We start from the raw sequence: 15,821 nt of genomic DNA, 5'->3' as shown, positions 1-15,821 counted from the left end.
CCCACAAGTATTCATCAATCATGACGGCAGTCAATGGAGCGACATAAACTAGCTATGTCGGTTCGGTGACGACGGTCATGTATAGGTGATAGCCTGCCGCGGTCCGGGCCCGGCGCGGGCCGCACCGCAGACTGGCAGGAGTCCCTGGCATGAGCCCGTTCCGCGGATCCGTCCCGTTCACCGACGAGTGGGAGCACTTCCGCCTGGAGCGCGCCGACGGCGTCACCACGGTCACCTTCGACCGGCCGGACAAGCTCAACGCGCTCACCTTCGATGCCTACGCCGACCTGCGTGACCTGCTGACCGAGCTCCCGCACAGGGGTGACACGAGGGTGCTGGTGCTGCGCGGGGCGGGCCGGGCGTTCTGCTCGGGCGGGGACGTCAACGAGATCATCGGCGAGACGCTGCGGATGCGCCCGGACGAGCTGCTGGAGTTCACCAGGATGACCGGCGAGGTCATCAAGGGCATGCGGGAGTGCCCGATCCCGATCGTCGTCGCTCTCAACGGCATGGCCGCCGGTGCCGGTTCGGTGATCGCGCTGGCCGCCGACTTCCGCATCGCGGCGGAGTCGGCCAGGTTCGCGTTCCTGTTCACCAAGGTCGGACTCTCCGGCGCGGACATGGGGTCGGCCTACCTGCTGCCGCGGCTGGTGGGGCTTGGCCGGGCGACCCAGTTGCTCATGCTCGGCGACACCATCCCCGCCGCCGAAGCCGAACGGTACGGGCTGGTCAGCGAGCTGGTGCCCGACGACGAGCTCGACGCCGCGGTGGACCGGCTCGCCACCCGCCTGGCCACCGGGCCGCACCAGGGCTACGCCCTGACGAAGGAGCTGCTGACCAGGGAGCTGGACATGAGCCTGTCCGGCGCGCTGGAGCTGGAGGCGGTGACCCAGGCGCTGCTGATGAAGACCGATGACTACCGGGAGTTCCACGCCGCGTTCAACGCCAAGCGCAAGCCCGACTGGCAGGGCCGCTGACCTCCGGCCGCCGCAGGCGGGCTGGTGGGTGGGCAGTCCTGAGCTGACCTCCGCCGCTGGCGGGCGGGACGCTGCGCCCCGGGGCCCGGTGAGCCACCCAGCCCGGCGCGCGCTCAGCGGTAGAGCTCCCGGGCGATGATGGTCCGCTGGACCTCCGAGGCCCCCTCGTAGATCCGGGGTGCGCGCACCTCGCGGTAGAGGTGCTCCAGCAGGCTGCCCTTTCGCAGGGCGCGGGCGCCGTGGATCTGCACCGCGGCGTCGACGACGTACTGCGCGGTCTCGGTCGCCAGCAGCTTGGCCATGGCGGCGCGACCGGCGAGGCGCTGCTCGCCCGCGTCGTAGGCCGCCGCGGCGGAGTGGACGAGAAGTCGCGCGGCTTCGGTGCGCATCGCCATCTCGGCCAGGGTGTGCGACACCGACTGCAGGTCGCGGAGCGGCCCGCCGAACGCCTGCCGGGACCCGGCGTGCTCGACGGCCGCGTCGAGCGCGGCCTGCGCCATCCCGACCGCGAACGCGCCGACGCTCGGGCGGAACAGGTCCAGCGTGCGCATGGCCACCCGGAAGCCGCGGTCGGGCTCGCCGAGCAGTTCGTCACGGCGCACCGCGACGCCGTCGAACGTGAGGCGCCCGATGGGATGCGCGCTGAGCATCTCCAGGTGTTCTCCGGACAGTCCGGCGCGGTCGGCGGGAACGACGAACGCGCTGACGCCGCGCGCCCCGGCCGCCGCCGTCGTCCTGGCGAAGACCGAGTAGAAGTCGGCCTCCGGCGCGTTGGAGATCCAGATCTTCTCGCCGCTGAGCCGCCAGCCGTCGCTGTCCGGTTCGGCTGCCAGCTCCAGCGCCGCCGCGTCCGAGCCTGCTTCCGGCTCGGTGAGCGCGAAGGCCGCGACCGCGTCCCCGGCGGCGACCGCGGGGATCCAGCGCCGCACCTGCTCCTCGCCGCCGGACTGCAGGACCGGATAGCTGCCCAGCCCTTGCAGCGCCAGCGCCGTCTCGGCCTCAGTGCACTCGCGTGCCAGGTTCTCCCGCAGCAGGCAGAGGTCGGTGGACGCGGCCTGCCTCGATGCGAGGCCGTCACCGGAGCCGGGGAACAGGCGAGACAGCAGGCCGAGCCGTCCCATCTCCTTGATCAGCGGGCGGTTGACCGCGCCGGGCGCGCCCGACTCGGCCAGCGGACGCAACCGCCGCGCGCCGATCTCGCGCACCCACGCGGCGAACTCGCGCTGCTCGTCGTCCAGCGAGAACGTGCTCATCGGTGCTTCCCCATCCCTTAAAGCCAGTGAGTGTCCGGGGCGCCATGGAAGCCCAGAAGACTCACGGGGCGGTCGGTCGCTGGTCCGGCACCCATCTGGTGTGCGCGGTCGTGGTGCCGCCGGAGCGGATCAGCTCCAGGCGCGGCTTGGGGTCTTCGGTGCGTCCGGTCTGCGGTCTGCGCCTGCCCGCGAGGAACGGGTCGGGCCACACCGCGCCCGGTCCGGAGTAGTCCTGCTCGGCGGCGGCGTGCAGGGTCCAGTGCGGGTCGTGCAGGTGCGTGCGCCCCAGCGCGCACAGGTCGGCGCGACCGGCCAGGATCAGCGAGTTGACGTCGTCGTGCGAGGAGATCGCCCCGACCGCGATCACCGCGGTGCCGTGCTCGCGGCCCACCTCGTTGCGGATGCGGTCGGCGTAGGGGGTCTGGTAGCTGCGGCCGAAGGCCGGTCGCTCGGCCCTGAGCACCTGACCGGTGGAGACGTCGATGCCCGCCGCGCCGTGTTCGGCGAAGGCGCGGGCGATCTCCACCGCGTCGTCGGCGTCGATGCCGCCCTCGAACCAGTCCGTGGCCGAGATCCGCACCGTCATCGGCCGGTCGGCCGGCCACACCTCGCGCACCGCGTCGAAGACCTCCAGCGGGTAGCGCAACCGGTTGGCCAGCGAGCCGCCGTAGGCGTCGGTTCGCTGGTTGGACAGCGGTGAGATGAACGAGGAGAGCAGGTACCCGTGCGCGCAGTGCAGTTCGAGCACGTCGAAACCGGCGCGCGCGGCGGCATCCGCGCAGGAGACGAACTGCTGCCTGATCTCGGCCAGCTCCGCCGCGGTCAGCTCGCGCGGAACCTGGTTGACCTCGGAGTAGGGGATCGGTGAGGGGCCGACGACCTCCCATCCGCCTTCCGGCAGCGGTTCGTCGATGCCCTCCCACATCAGCTTCGTCGATCCCTTGCGTCCGGCGTGCCCGAGCTGCACGCCGATCCTGGCCTGGCTGTTGCGGTGCACGAAGTCCACGACCCGGCGCCAGCCCTCTTCCTGAGCGGGGGAGTACAGGCCGGTGCACCCGGGCGTGATGCGGCCGGGTCCGGACACGCACACCATCTCGGTCATCACCAGGCCCGCGCCGCCCATCGCCTTGCTGCCCAGGTGCACCAGGTGGAAGTCGTTCGGCACGCCGTCGGTGGCGCGGTACATGTCCATGGGCGAGACGACCACGCGGTTGGGCAGCTCCAGCGGGCCCAGCTTCACCGGCTGGAACATCGGCGGGCGCACCTCGGTGTGGTCGCGGGCGAACCAGGTGTCCAGGCCGGCGACGAACTCCGGGTCGCGCATCCGCAGGTTGTCGTAGGTGACGCGACGGCTGCGGGTCAGCAGGTTGAACGCGAACTGCGGCGGGTCCTGGTGGGTGTACTGCCGGATGTTCTCGAACCACTCCAGGCTCGCCTGCGCGGCGCGCTGGGTCGAGGTGACGACCGGGCGGCGCTCCAGCTCGTACGCCTCGAGAGCGGCGTCGCGACCGGGGTGCTGGTGCAGGCACGCGGCGAGCGCGAGCGCGTCCTCCATCGCCAGCTTCGTACCGGATCCGATGGAGAAGTGCGCGGTGTGCGCCGCGTCGCCGAGCAGCACCACGTTGCGGTGGCGCCATGATTCGCAGCGCACCGTCCGGAAGTTCAGCCACCGGGAGTTGTTGGCCACGACGGAGTGGCCGTCGAGCACGTCGGCGAACAGCTCCCTGATCAGCCCGATGGACTTCTCGTCGCTGGCACCGGGTTCGACCGGGGTAGTGGCGTCGAAGTCGGCGAAACCCGCGCGCTTCCACACGTCCTCGTGCAGTTCGACGATGAAGGTGCTCGCCTCGCGGCTGAACGGGTAGCCGTGCAGCTGCATGATGCCGTAGGGCGTTTCCGCGATGTCGAAGCGGAAGGCGTCGAAGACCAGGTCGGTTCCCAGCCAGATGTACTTGCAGCGCCGGGTTTCCACGTTCGGGGCGAAAGCGCCGGCGAACCTGGAACGCACCGCCGAGTTGGCCCCGTCGCAGGCGACCACGACATCGTGCTCGGCCGCGAGCCGCTCGACGTCGGGAGCCTCGGTGCGGAAGTGCGCGCGCACGCCCAGTTCGGCGCAGCGCCGTTGCAGGATCCGCAGCAGCCGCTTGCGGCTCATCGCGGCGAACCCGTGCCCGCCGGAGGTGTGGGTCCGGCCTCGGTAGTGCACGTCGATGTCGTCCCAGCGGGCGAATTCCCGTTGCATGGCCTGGAAGATCACGGGATCGGCGTGCTCGATGCCGCCGAGCGTCTCGTCGGAGAAGACCACACCGAAGCCGAAGGTGTCGTCGGCGGCGTTGCGCTCCCACACCGTGATCTCGTGAGCCGGGTCGAGCTGCTTCATCAGCGCGGAGAAGTAGAGCCCGCCCGGGCCTCCGCCGACGACCGCGATACGCACCTGAGCACTCCTCCCGCCGGGGCCGGTCGGCGGTCAGCGTATGGCGTATTGCGCACGGTCGTCAATTTTCCGTAATATCGCCGCCGTGACGACACGCAACTGCCTGGTCACCGGCGCGGGCCGGGGCATCGGCCGGGCCATCGCCACCCGGCTCTCGGCGCGCGGCCACCGCGTCGCGATCACGGCCCGCAGCGCCGACCAGCTCGGCGCGGCGGCAGCCGGTCTCGCGGGCCCGGCCCTGCAACTGCCCGCCGACGTGACCGACGCGACGGCGATGGAGTCCGTCTTCGCCGCTGTGGAGGAGGAATGGGGCGGTGTCGACGTGCTGGTGCTCAACGCGGGCACCGCGACCTCGGCGCCGCTGGCCGCGACCAGCGACGCCGACTGGCAGCGAGCGATCGAGGTCAACCTGACCGCTCCGTTCCGCTTCCTGCGCCGTGCCGCGCCCGCGATGGCCGAGCGCGGCTGGGGACGGGTCGTGGTGGTCGCCTCCATCGCGGCCAAGCGTGGCGACCCCTACGTCAGCGCCTACACCGCGAGCAAGCACGGCGTCCTCGGGCTGGTCCGGTCCGCGGCGGTCGAGCTCGCGGGCACGGGCGTCACCGTCAACGCGGTGTGCCCGGGCTACGTGGACACACCCCTGACCGATCAGGCGGTCGCCAACATCAGCGCCCGGACCGGGCGCACCGCCGAGGAGGCGCGGCGGATCCTGCGACGCCGCCAGCCCGTCGGCAGGCTGATCGAGGTGGAGGAGGTCGCCGACGCCGTCGAGCTCTGCGTGCTCAGCGCGGCGATCACCGGGCAGGCGATCAACGTCGACGGAGGAGCGGTCCAGTCGTGACCATCGAACGCATCAACCCACCGGAACTGGCCAGGCCGTCGGGTTTCTCGCACGCCACGGCGGCGGCGGACTGCCGCTTGGTGTTCCTCGCCGGGCAGACGGGCATGGACGCCGAAGGGCGCATCGTCGAGGGCGGGCTCGTCGCGCAGTTCGAGCGCGCGCTGACCAATCTGCTCACCGCGCTGCGGGCGGCCGGGGGCGAGCCCGGAGACCTCACCGAGCTCACCATCTACATCGTCGACGTGGACTCCTACCGCGCGAGCGCACGGGAGATCGGAAAGGTCTGGCGGCGTCTGGCCGGTGCGCACTACCCGGCGATGGCCGGCATCGGCGTGGACCGGCTCTGGGACGCCGAGGCGCTGGTGGAGATCAAGGGCACGGCGGCGGTCAGCGCCGCCCGGTGACCTCGTCGACGTAGGCGTGGGCCTGCTCCTGCAACGACGCCCGCAGCGAGAAGAACAGCTCGGCCGCCACCGCCCCGTTCCACTCCGCGGGCAGCAGGTCGGCGGGCAGGCCGGGGTCGAGGTAGGGCAGGCGCCGCCAGTCGGTCAGCACCCGCACGTAGTCGAGGAATGCCTCCCGCTCCCGCCGGCTGCGGCGGCGCTGCCACCTGCGCAACACCGGCTCGTGCACGCCGACGAAACTCCCGTAGAGCTCCTGGAGCTGCTCCAGGTCCCACCACTGCGCGACCTTTTCCCGCAGGTCGCCGAACGCGACGTGCTCGGAGTGGAACAGCTCGGCGTAGGAGTCGAGCTCGAAACGGCGCAGCGCGCTGGTCGTCGCCGCGTGCAGGTGCGCGGGCGCGATCCACACGCCGGGCGCCACCGTGCCGAAGCCCAGCCTGGTGAGCTGGGTGCGCAGCACGTGCCTCTTCTGCCGCTGCGACTCGGGCACCGAGAACACCGCCAGCAGCCAGCCGTCGGCCGCCGTGGCGCGCTCCTGGCTGAAGATCCGCTCGTCGCCCTCGCGCAGGATCTCCAGCGCCTGCTCGGACAACACGTAGCCGGCCGCACCGCCCTGCCTGCTGGCCACGAGGATGCCGCGGCGCTTGAGCCGGGAGATCGACGACCGCACGGCGGGCTCGTCCACGCCGAGGTCGCCGAGCAGCCGCACCAGGGCGGCGACCGAGAGCCAGCCGCCCGACTCGCGGGCGTAGAGGCCGTAGACGGTCACGATGAGCTGCCTCGGCTGGGCGCCGCGTCCGGTCAGCTCGCTGACGAACGCCTCGTCTTCGGCCACCGCGTCGGTCGTCACGACGACACGATACGTGGGACGGCGGCCCCGGCGTCCACTGGGGAGCACCACGATCGAGCGGTGGTTCACCGGCTCCGGTGCCGTGCCCAGGGATTTCTCCGGGCGAAGGCCCCCGGGGTCGCGCACCGGCGGCCGGGTGAGGGAGAGTCGAGGGCCGGACATGGTGAAAACTCCGAGCCGTACCCAGGAGTGCGCATGAAGTTCCGTACGACGTCCGCGGCGGTGCTCACCGCCGTGCCGCTGGTCCTCGCCGGCTGTGCGCAGGGCACCGGTCCCGGGGCGCAGCAGCCCGAGCCGAAGCCGCAGGCCGCGGCGCCGAGCCCGGAGGGCGTGGCGTGGGTGGGCAAGCTGTGCGGGGTGGTCGGCGGGTTCACCGCCGCGCAGCAGAACCAGCCCGGGCCCGACAAGAGCAACACCAGCGCCTTCAAGCAGTCGGTGGTCAACCAGATCGACCACTCCGCGCGTGCCGCCGACGACACGCTGCGCGGGTTGCAGGAGATGGGGCCGGGGCCGATCCAGGGCTCCGACCAGCTCAACGACAGCTTCGAGCAGGGCTTCGTCCAGGTCCGCGACATCCTGCGGACCGCGCAGGACAAGGCGCAGCAGGCCGACCCGTCCGACAAGCAGCGGTTCCAGGCCGGGATGACCGAGGTCCAGCACGAGCTCGACAAGGGCAAGCAGCTCAACATGAACGGCGCCATCGCGCAGTTCAACCAGAACCCGCAGCTGAACGCCGCCGCGCAGCAGGCGCAGGAGTGCAAGATGTTCAGCCAGGCTCCCCAGCAGCCGCAGGGGCAGCAGCCCCCGCAGGGGCAGCAGCCCCCGCAGTGACGGGCGGCGTCCAGGCTCCTCCTCGATCCCGGTGCGGGCACCGGTCGTGCGCACGAAACGCGCGACCGGTGCCCGCATTGCTGTGTTCCGCGGGTCCGGTTCGATGATCCATCCTCAGTGGACATATCAGAATCAACAGAATCAAACATCGCGATGTTTGGCTTGGTTGTCCGTGTTGGCGCCGCGTGATCATGTAGGGCTCGTCTGGATTGCGGCTTCGTGTCGCAGTCGCCCAGTATGGGAAAAACGGTTTACCTGGCGCCATATTTGAGTCGTTTCTGCTGGTGGCAGGCGTACCGTGAGGCGCTGGCCGACGTGGGTGGGCCCCGGAGGTTGAGCTTGCAGGTCGATCTGCCGGGCAGTTCTCGGGGAGACCGAGTTTGAGAACTCGATGTTGACTCTCGTGTGATTGTGTGTCGTAATCATAGCCCTGCCGGTGGCCACGGGATCGCCCCCATGTCACCGGGATCTCGCTGGACGGGACGAAACATCGAGGAGAGACGATGAAGTCTGCGAAGCGGCGGGCTCGGCTCGCGACAGCCGCGGTAGGTGTCACCGTCGCGGTCGGGGCCGCGATGGCGCCCGTGACGGCGGCGGCCGGTCCGCCGGCTGTGCCCACCGCCCAGGACGGGGTGGCCGGCACTCCTCCCATGGGCTGGAACTCGTGGAACTCCTTCGGATGTGACATCGACGAGCGGCTGATCCGCGACACCGCCGACGCGCTGGTCGGCTCCGGCATGCGAGACGCCGGATACCAGTACGTCGTGGTCGACGACTGCTGGTTCGACCCGCAGCGCGATCCGCAGGGCAACCTGCGGGCCAACCCGGAGCGGTTCCCGGGCGGCATCAGGGCGCTGGCCGACTACGTGCACTCGCGCGGCCTGAAGTTCGGTATCTACCAGGTCCCGACCGAGAAGACGTGCGCGCAGCGCGGCGGCACCTACCCGGGCGCGACCGGCAGCCTCGGACACGAGGAGCAGGACGCGCGGACCTTCGCCGAGTGGGGAGTGGACTACCTCAAATACGACTGGTGCTCGCCGGAGGGCACCCTCGAGGACCAGATCGCGGCCTTCACCAAGATGCGCGACGCGCTTGCCGCGACCGGCAGGCCGATCGTCTACAGCATCAACTCCAACAGCTACCACCCGGACAAGAACGGTGCGACCCACGACTGGTCGCCCGTCGCGAACATGTGGCGCACCACCGAGGACATCAAGCCGGTGTGGGACTCCGGCAACGAGAACGAGTACCCGATGGGCGTGGTCAACATCGTCGAGGTCAACCGAGGGCTCGCCGCGCAGGCGCGTCCCGGTCACTGGAACGACCCCGACATGCTCGAGGTCGGCGTGTACGACGTCGAGGGTTTCAAGGGGCTCACCGACACCGAGGCGCGTGCGCACCTGAGCATGTGGGCGATGATGGCCTCGCCGCTCATCGCGGGCAACAACGTCACGCGGATGCCGGACGGGATCCGCGACATCCTGACCAACCGGGAGGTCGTCGCGGTCGACCAGGACCCGGCGGGTGCGCAGGGCGTCCCGGTCCGCGACCACGGCGACCGCGAGGTGTGGGTCAAGAGCATGGCCGACGGGTCCAGGGCCGTCGCGCTGTTCAACCGGGGCGAGCGGCACGCGGGCATCCGGACGACCGCGCGCGAGGCCGGGTTGCCCGAGGCGCCCGGGTACCAGGTGCGCGATCTCTGGGCGCACGAGGACTCCACGACCGACGGTGAGATCCGGGCCGAGGTCCCCGCGCACGGCGTCGTCCTGCTGCGGGTGTCGGCGCGGGGCTGACGTTTCCGCCGACCGCCTCCCGGTTGCTCCGGCTGCCGGGAGGCGATTCTCCTCCCCAGCGCGGAGAATTGTGTGTTTCGCGCGGAATTTCCCTGGATCTTTCGGCGAAATGTCGGTTGGAAGGGCGGGTGCGAAGTCCTATCATCGTCGTGCGTTCGAGGGAATTGTCGCGAAACGTGGACGCGGAGGATGGTGTCATGGGGAAGGTGTACGCCCGGATCGACGACCGCCTGCGCGCGTTCATCGAGGCGCAGCAGGTCTTCTTCGTCGCGTCGGCACCGCTCTCCGGGGACGGCCACGTCAACATCTCGCCCAAGGGCCGCGCGGGTTCGCTCGCGCTGCTGGGCGAACACGAGCTCGCCTACCTGGACTTCGGCGGCAGCCATGCCGAAACGCTCGCGCACCTGCGGGAGAACGGCCGGATCACGCTGATGTGGTGCGCTTTCGAGGGCCCGCCGAAGGTGCTGCGGGTGCACGGGCACGGCGAACCGGTGTTCCGCGACGATCCCAGGTGGGCGGAGCTGGTCGCGCGGTTCGGCGATGCGGACGCTCCCGGCCTGCGCGCGATCGTCGTGGTCCGGGCCGAGCGGATCAGCGACAGCTGCGGTTTCGCCGTCCCGTTCATGGACTACCGCGAGGAGCGCACGCTGCACTCCGACCACTTCGGACGCAAGACCGACGAGGAGTTCGCCGCCTACTGCGAGGCGAAGGAGTACAACGGCACCAGCATCGACGGCCTGCCCGCGCTTCCGCTGCCGCTGCCCGCGCGGTCGGCCTGAAACCGGTCCCGGGCGCCTTCGCCCGTCCTGGAACTCCCGAAGCCCTCAGTCGTTCGACGGGGGCTGGTCGCGCAACGTCCGCACGATGAGCTCCCGCAGCCATTCGATGCCCGGCGCGGGCAGTGCGCGCTGGTAGGTGTAAAGCGAGACCTCGACGACCGGGAGATCCAGCGGCAGCGCGAAGGTGCGGACCGCCGACGAGCGGGTGAACAGCCCCGCGACCCGGCTGGGCACCACCGACAGGAACCCGGTCTGGGCCAGCAGCTCGGGCAGCACGGCGAAGTGCGGCACCCGGACCGCGACGTCGCGGCGGTGGCCCAGCCGGTTCAGCTCCTGGTCGGCGTCGATGTGCCCGGCCGCGGCGTGCACGACGATGTGGCGTTCGGCCAGGTACTCGCCGAGCGTCGGGTGCTCGCCGATCCTGGGGTGCTCGCGGGCGCGGAGCCCGACGTAGTTCTCCCGGAACAGCGCGTCGCGTTGCAGGTCGGGCGCGTCGATGCGCGGGGTGCAGATCACCGCGTCGCTGCGCCCCTGCCGCAGGTTGCGCGCGGCGTCGGCGAAGTCCAGCGGCGTGACCTCGACACTGCACCGCGGAGCCTGCCGTTCCAGCTGGGCCAGCACCGACGGCAGCAGGCTGATCTCGCCGAGGTCGGTGGCGCAGATCCGGAACGTGCGCGCGGAGCTCGCCGGATCGAAGTCGGTCGCGCCGGAGAAGGTCTCGGTCACCACCTCCAACGCCTGGGACAGGCTGGGGTACATCCGGTCGGCCACCTCGGTCGGCGTCAGCCCGTCCGGCGATCGGACGAACAGCTCGTCGTTGACCTGCCTGCGCAGGCGCCGCAGCGCGTGGCTGACCGACGGCTGGGTGACGAACATCGCCTCGGCGGTCCGCGTGACGCTCCGCGTCTCGTAGAGCAGCACGAACGTCCGCATGAGGTTCAGGTCCACGTCGGTCATCCCTGGAGGATAGACAGTGCCTATACCCGCATCAACATCATTCATTAGAGTTATGTTGCCTGTCTGCATAGGGTGGCTCCCCGATACGAGAGCGCTCGTGAGCCTTCCGGTCGTCATGGCGGCCCACAGGGTCACGGGCCCGTTCGGGGGAAGGCGAGCCAGATGGCCGACGTGCGGACAGCGACCTACGACCTGCTGCGGTCGCACGGGTTGACCACGATCTTCGGCAACCCGGGCTCCAACGAGCTGCCGTTTCTGGCCGGGATGCCCGAGGACTTCCGCTACGTGCTGGGCCTGCACGAGGGCGCCGTGCTGGCCATGGCCGACGGCCACGCCCTGGCCGGCGGGGGATCGGCCCTGGTCAACCTGCACGCCGCCGCCGGTACCGGCAACGCCCTGGGGGCGCTGACCAACTCGGTGTACTCGCACAGCCCGCTGGTCGTCACCGCGGGCCAGCAGGTGCGCTCGACGATCGGCCAGGAGGTCATGCTCGCCAACGTCGAGGCCGCGTCGCTGCCCAGGCCGCTGGTCAAGTGGAGCGCCGAGCCGTCGTGCGCGCGGGACGTGCCGCGCACCATCAGCCAGGCCATCCACATCGCCAACCTGCCTGCCAAGGGCCCGGTCTACGTGTCGGTGCCCTACGACGACTGGGACCACGAGGCCCCGCCGGAGGCAGGCCACCTGCTGCGCCGCAGCACCACGTCCGCCGGGTCGCTGAGCTCCGAGCAACTCGCCGACCTGGTGCAGGCGGTCGACTCGGCGCGCAACCCGGTGCTGGTGCTGGGGCCCGACGTCGACGCCCAGCACGCCAACGACCACGCGGTCCGGCTCGCCGACAAGCTCAAGGCCCCGGTGTGGGTGGCGCCCTCGCCGTCGCGGTGCCCGTTCCCGACCCGCCACCGCTCGTTCCGGGGAGTGCTGCCGGCGGCGGTCCAGGGCGTGACCGACGCGCTCGACGGACACGACCTCGTCCTCGTCGCGGGCGCCCCGGTGTTCCGCTACCACCAGTACGTCCCCGGCGAGTACCTGCCCGATGGCGCCCGCCTGATCCACCTGACCAGCGACCCAGGCGAGGCCGCGCGGGCCCCGATGGGGGAGGCGCTGGTCTGCGACATCGCCGACGCGCTGTCCAGGCTGGCCGACGAGGCCGCCGACGCCGGCCGGCCCGCGCTGCCGCCGTTGCCGGACTTCCCGAGCGTGGGCGGCTCGAGCGACGCGGTCCACCCGGCGGAGCTGTTCGCGACCCTGCGCGACATCGCGCCCGAGGACGCCGTCTACGTCAAGGAGTCCACCGCCACCACCGGCGCCTTCTGGTCGCAGATGGACCTCACCCGCCAGGGCAGCTACTTCTTCCCCGCCGCCGGCGGGCTCGGCTTCGGCCTGCCCGCCGCGGTCGGCGCCCAGCTCGCGCACCCGGAGCGCCAGGTCGTCGGGCTGATCGGTGACGGCTCGGCGAACTACGGCATCACCGCGCTGTGGACCGCCGCGCACTACCGGATCCCGGTGATCGTCGTGATCCTCAAGAACGGCACCTACGGGGCACTGCGCTGGTTCGCCAAGGTCCTCGACGCGGGCGGGACGCCCGGCATGGACGTGCCCGGCATCGACTTCGTGCGGATCGCGGGCGGCTACGGGGTGGAGGCCACCTCGGTGCGCACCGCCGCGGACTTCGCGACCGCGTTCAAGGACGCACTCGGTGCGGGCCGGCCGACCCTCATCGAGGTCGAGACCGAGCTCACCGAACCCTGACCGGCACCGGCAACAGACCCCGGACCCGGCCGGGTCCGCTACCCGTCAACAAGAAGCCGCGACAGCAGAAGGAAATCCCAGTGTCCCAGCAGACCGTCACATCCGTGGTCGGCAAGGCCCGGTTGAACGGCTTCCACATCGGCGTCCTGGTCATGTGCTCGCTGCTCATGATCGTCGACGGCTACGACATGGTCTCCTACGGCACCGTCATCAGCCACCTGATGGACGAGTGGAACATGGACCCGGTCACCGCCGGGACCCTCGGCTCGGCCGCCCTGGTCGGGATGCTCGTCGGCGGCATGTTCATCGCGCCGCTGGCCGACACCCACGGGCGCAGGCCGCTGATGATCAGCTGTGTCACCGTGGCCAGCGCAGCCTCGCTCGCGTGCGCCTTCGCCACCGGACCGGTGCAGCTCGGCGTGCTCAGGCTGGTCGTGGGCGTGGCGCTGGGTGCGTTGGTGCCCAACTTCATCGCCCTGACCGGGGAACTGGCGCCGCAGCGGTCGAAGGCGCTGTTCGTGACGCTGGTGTCGTGCTTCTACTCCGTCGGCGGGATCGCGGCGGCGGTCTTCGCCATCTACATCGAGCCGCTGTGGACCTGGCGCGGTGTCTTCTACATCGCGGGCGCGCCGCTGCTGCTCGTGCCCGTCCTGCTGCGCCACCTGCCCGAGTCGCCGGAGTACCTGGCCGTCAACGGCGACCGCGAGCGGCTGCTGGCGGTGCTGCGCAAGGTCGAGCCCACCGGTGACCTCGGCGACGTCGTGGCCGACCAGCGCCCTGCGGCGGGCAAGGTCCGGCTCTCCCAGCTGTTCACCGGCGGCAACGCGCTCAACAACGTGCTGATCTGGGTCTTCTTCGCGATGTGCATGCTGCTCAGCTACGGGCTCAACACCTGGCTGCCCAAGCTGATGCAGACCGCCGGCTACCCGCTGGGCTCGGCGCTGTGGAACCTGGTGGTGCTCAACCTCGGCGGCATGATCGGCGCCGTGGTCGGCGGGTGGCTCGCCGACCGCTGGACCTACCGCGGCACGCTGGTGGTGTACTTCGTCCTCGCCTCGGTGTCGCTGGTCGGGCTGTCGTTCGACCCGAACGCCGTGGTGCTCAACCTCTTGCTGTTCGTGGCCGGTGCCGCGACCATCGGCGTGCTGGCGATCATCCACGCCTTCGCCGTCGAGTACTACCCGGCGCACGTCCGCTCGACCGGCGTCGGCTGGGCGGCCGGGGTCGGACGCATCGGCGCCATCGGCGGGCCGACCCTCGGCGGCGCGCTGCTGGCGATGGAGCTGCCGTTCCAGCAGAACTTCATCGCGGTGGCGGTGCCCGGAGTCATCGGGGCGGTCGCGGTCGCCCTCGTGGCGGGCAAGAAGTTCCGGACCGCGCCGCGGTCCGAGCCGGTCGCCGGGGTGAACGCGTCCTGACCGCGCCGGGTGAACCCCGCCGCGGAAGCGAAGTACCCGCAGAACCTGATCGTGCCGGAGGAGAGGTCCCGCATGGCGTTCGTCGACCCCGAGGTCTGGGAGAACAAGATCTTCACCGGACGGTGGAGCACCGCGGGCGGTGCGCCGTCGCAGGTGACCGAACCCGCGACCGGCAAGTCGCTCGGCCAGGTGGGCACCGCCACGCCCGCCGACGTCGACACCGCGTGCGCGCGGGCCGCCGCCGCGCAGCGGGAGTGGGAGCGCACGCCGTTCGAGGAGCGCGCGGCGATCCTGCGGCGCGCCGGTCGGCTCTTCGAGGAGCACGCGCCGGAGCTGCGGACCTGGCTGGTGCGCGAGGCGGGCTCGATCGGCGCGAAGGCCGACCTCGAGCTGCGCACCGCCGCGACCGAGTGCTACGAGGCCGCGGCACTGCCCTCGCACCCCAGCGGTGACCTGCTGCCCGCCGCCGACGGGCGCCTGAGCTTCAGCAGGCGGGTGGCCGCGGGTGTGGTGGGCGTGATCGCGCCGTTCAACTTCCCGCTGATCCTGTCCATCCGCGCGGTGGCGCCCGCGCTCGCGCTGGGCAACTCCGTGGTGCTCAAGCCCGACACGCGCACCGCGGTGTGCGGCGGCGCGGCGCTCGCGGAGGTCTTCGCGGCGGCGGGCGTCCCGGAGGGGGTGTTCCAGGTGCTGCCGGGTGGCGCCGACGCCGGTGCCGCGCTGGTGGCGAACAAGCACACCCGGGTGATCGCCTTCACCGGCTCCACCGGAGCCGGGCGCAAGGTCGCCGAGGCCGCGGCGACCCACCTCAAGCGCACGCACCTCGAACTGGGCGGCAACAACGCGCTGATCGTCCTGCCCGACGCCGACGTGGCCGCCGCGGCCTCCGCCGCCGCGTGGGGCGCCTACCTGCACCAGGGCCAGATCTGCATGGCCGCCGGACGGCACCTGGTCCACGAGTCGATCGCCGACGACTACGTGGCCGCCCTCGCCGAGAAGGCTCGCGCCCTGCCGGTCGGCGACCCGCACACCGCCGAGGTCGCGCTGGGCCCGATCATCGACGAGGGGCAGCGCGACAACATCCACCGCCTGGTCACGGCGAGCGCCGAGGCCGGTGCGCGGGTCGTGGCCGGCGGTACCTACGAGGAGCTCTTCTACCGGCCGACCGTCCTGGACCAGGTCCGCCGGGACACGCCCGCCTTCGCCGAGGAGATCTTCGGGCCGGTCGCGCCGGTGTTGCGCTACCGGACTGTCGAGGAGGCGGTGGAGATCGCCGCCGACTCCGAGTACGGCCTGTCGCTGAGCGTGCTCGGCGCCGACGCGATGCGGGCGTGGGAGGTCGCCAAGCAGATCCCCAGCGGGCTGGTGCACGTCAACGACCAGACCGTCGGCGACCAGCCCCACATCCCCTTCGGGGGCGTGCGCGACTCCGGCAACGGCGGCCGCATCGGCGGCGCCGCGGCCAACGTCGAGGCGTTCACCGAGACCCAGTGGGTCACCATCCAGGGCAGCATCCAGCAGTACCCGTTCTAGGA

Annotated in this window: 13 protein-coding genes; 9 read left to right on the top strand and 4 right to left on the bottom strand. The window is 71.2% G+C overall.

All coding sequences use genetic code 11. The features are described from left to right. Positions 1 to 149 precede the first annotated feature (149 nt). Positions 150 to 977, top strand: coding sequence for an enoyl-CoA hydratase family protein (locus tag HUO13_RS23260; protein ID WP_211897211.1), 828 nt, complete (start codon positions 150 to 152; stop codon positions 975 to 977). 113 nt (positions 978 to 1,090) lie between these two features. On the opposite strand, the gene HUO13_RS23255 is transcribed toward HUO13_RS23260, so the two are convergent. After that, a complete protein-coding gene (locus HUO13_RS23255; RefSeq protein ID WP_211897210.1) occupies positions 1,091 to 2,230 on the bottom strand; it encodes an acyl-CoA dehydrogenase family protein in 1,140 nt (379 codons plus the stop codon). A gap of 61 nt (positions 2,231 to 2,291) precedes the next feature. Further along, the gene (locus HUO13_RS23250) at positions 2,292 to 4,664 is read right to left on the bottom strand and encodes a bifunctional salicylyl-CoA 5-hydroxylase/oxidoreductase (protein WP_211897209.1); all 2,373 of its coding nucleotides are present in this window, start codon (positions 4,662 to 4,664) and stop codon (positions 2,292 to 2,294) included. A gap of 85 nt (positions 4,665 to 4,749) precedes the next feature. Between HUO13_RS23250 and HUO13_RS23245 the strand changes: the two genes are divergently transcribed. Then, positions 4,750 to 5,505: an SDR family NAD(P)-dependent oxidoreductase gene (locus tag HUO13_RS23245; RefSeq protein ID WP_211897208.1), complete on the top strand. Its 756-nt coding sequence runs from the start codon at positions 4,750 to 4,752 to the stop codon at positions 5,503 to 5,505. Beyond that, on the top strand, positions 5,502 to 5,909 hold the full coding sequence (locus HUO13_RS23240; RefSeq protein WP_211897207.1) for a RidA family protein: 408 nt from the start codon (positions 5,502 to 5,504) through the stop codon (positions 5,907 to 5,909). Before HUO13_RS23245 ends, HUO13_RS23240 begins: the two co-directional genes overlap by 4 nt. Here HUO13_RS23240 and HUO13_RS23235 read toward each other — a convergent pair. Beyond that, complete coding sequence (locus HUO13_RS23235; protein ID WP_211897206.1) at positions 5,893 to 6,759, bottom strand: PaaX family transcriptional regulator; 867 nt, start codon at positions 6,757 to 6,759, stop codon at positions 5,893 to 5,895. The genes HUO13_RS23240 and HUO13_RS23235 overlap by 17 nt on opposite strands. Before the next feature lie 195 nt (positions 6,760 to 6,954). On the opposite strand from HUO13_RS23235, the gene HUO13_RS23230 reads away from it, so the two are divergent. From HUO13_RS23230 to HUO13_RS23220, 3 genes are all read left to right on the top strand, one after another. Further along, positions 6,955 to 7,590, top strand: a complete 636-nt coding sequence (locus HUO13_RS23230; protein WP_211897205.1) for a hypothetical protein — start codon at positions 6,955 to 6,957, stop codon at positions 7,588 to 7,590. 503 nt (positions 7,591 to 8,093) lie between these two features. Then, the gene (locus HUO13_RS23225) at positions 8,094 to 9,383 is read left to right on the top strand and encodes a glycoside hydrolase family 27 protein (protein ID WP_249123974.1); all 1,290 of its coding nucleotides are present in this window, start codon (positions 8,094 to 8,096) and stop codon (positions 9,381 to 9,383) included. Positions 9,384 to 9,580: 197 nt separating this feature from the next. After that, a complete protein-coding gene (locus HUO13_RS23220; protein WP_211897204.1) occupies positions 9,581 to 10,162 on the top strand; it encodes a pyridoxamine 5'-phosphate oxidase family protein in 582 nt (193 codons plus the stop codon). A 45-nt stretch (positions 10,163 to 10,207) separates the two neighbouring features. On the opposite strand, the gene HUO13_RS23215 is transcribed toward HUO13_RS23220, so the two are convergent. Further along, complete coding sequence (locus HUO13_RS23215; protein ID WP_211897203.1) at positions 10,208 to 11,119, bottom strand: LysR family transcriptional regulator; 912 nt, start codon at positions 11,117 to 11,119, stop codon at positions 10,208 to 10,210. Between the two features lie 162 nt (positions 11,120 to 11,281). Between HUO13_RS23215 and mdlC the strand changes: the two genes are divergently transcribed. The 3 genes from mdlC to HUO13_RS23200 all read left to right on the top strand — a co-directional run bounded on the left by mdlC (position 11,282) and on the right by HUO13_RS23200 (position 15,819). Beyond that, positions 11,282 to 12,868: a benzoylformate decarboxylase gene (gene mdlC, locus HUO13_RS23210; RefSeq protein WP_211897202.1), complete on the top strand. Its 1,587-nt coding sequence runs from the start codon at positions 11,282 to 11,284 to the stop codon at positions 12,866 to 12,868. 80 nt (positions 12,869 to 12,948) lie between these two features. Then, positions 12,949 to 14,286, top strand: a complete 1,338-nt coding sequence (locus HUO13_RS23205; protein WP_211897201.1) for an MFS transporter — start codon at positions 12,949 to 12,951, stop codon at positions 14,284 to 14,286. Between the two features lie 72 nt (positions 14,287 to 14,358). Next, the gene (locus tag HUO13_RS23200; protein WP_211897200.1) at positions 14,359 to 15,819 is read left to right on the top strand and encodes an aldehyde dehydrogenase family protein; all 1,461 of its coding nucleotides are present in this window, start codon (positions 14,359 to 14,361) and stop codon (positions 15,817 to 15,819) included. The last annotated feature ends 2 nt before the right edge of the window (positions 15,820 to 15,821 follow it).

Origin of the sequence: Saccharopolyspora erythraea (assembly GCF_018141105.1) — a bacterium.
In the GTDB taxonomy this organism is placed as follows: domain Bacteria; phylum Actinomycetota; class Actinomycetes; order Mycobacteriales; family Pseudonocardiaceae; genus Saccharopolyspora_D; species Saccharopolyspora_D erythraea_A.
This window is presented reverse-complemented; position numbering and strand designations above follow the sequence as displayed.

Coding starts and splice junctions, on each gene's coding strand:
- HUO13_RS23215 (WP_211897203.1), bottom strand. CDS start 11,119: ATGACCGACGTGGACCTGAACCTCATGCGGACGTTCGTGCTGCTCTAC.
- HUO13_RS23260 (WP_211897211.1), top strand. CDS start 150: ATGAGCCCGTTCCGCGGATCCGTCCCGTTCACCGACGAGTGGGAGCAC.
- HUO13_RS23230 (WP_211897205.1), top strand. CDS start 6,955: ATGAAGTTCCGTACGACGTCCGCGGCGGTGCTCACCGCCGTGCCGCTG.
- HUO13_RS23255 (WP_211897210.1), bottom strand. CDS start 2,230: ATGAGCACGTTCTCGCTGGACGACGAGCAGCGCGAGTTCGCCGCGTGG.
- HUO13_RS23225 (WP_249123974.1), top strand. CDS start 8,094: ATGAAGTCTGCGAAGCGGCGGGCTCGGCTCGCGACAGCCGCGGTAGGT.
- HUO13_RS23200 (WP_211897200.1), top strand. CDS start 14,359: ATGGCGTTCGTCGACCCCGAGGTCTGGGAGAACAAGATCTTCACCGGA.
- HUO13_RS23220 (WP_211897204.1), top strand. CDS start 9,581: ATGGGGAAGGTGTACGCCCGGATCGACGACCGCCTGCGCGCGTTCATC.
- mdlC (WP_211897202.1), top strand. CDS start 11,282: ATGGCCGACGTGCGGACAGCGACCTACGACCTGCTGCGGTCGCACGGG.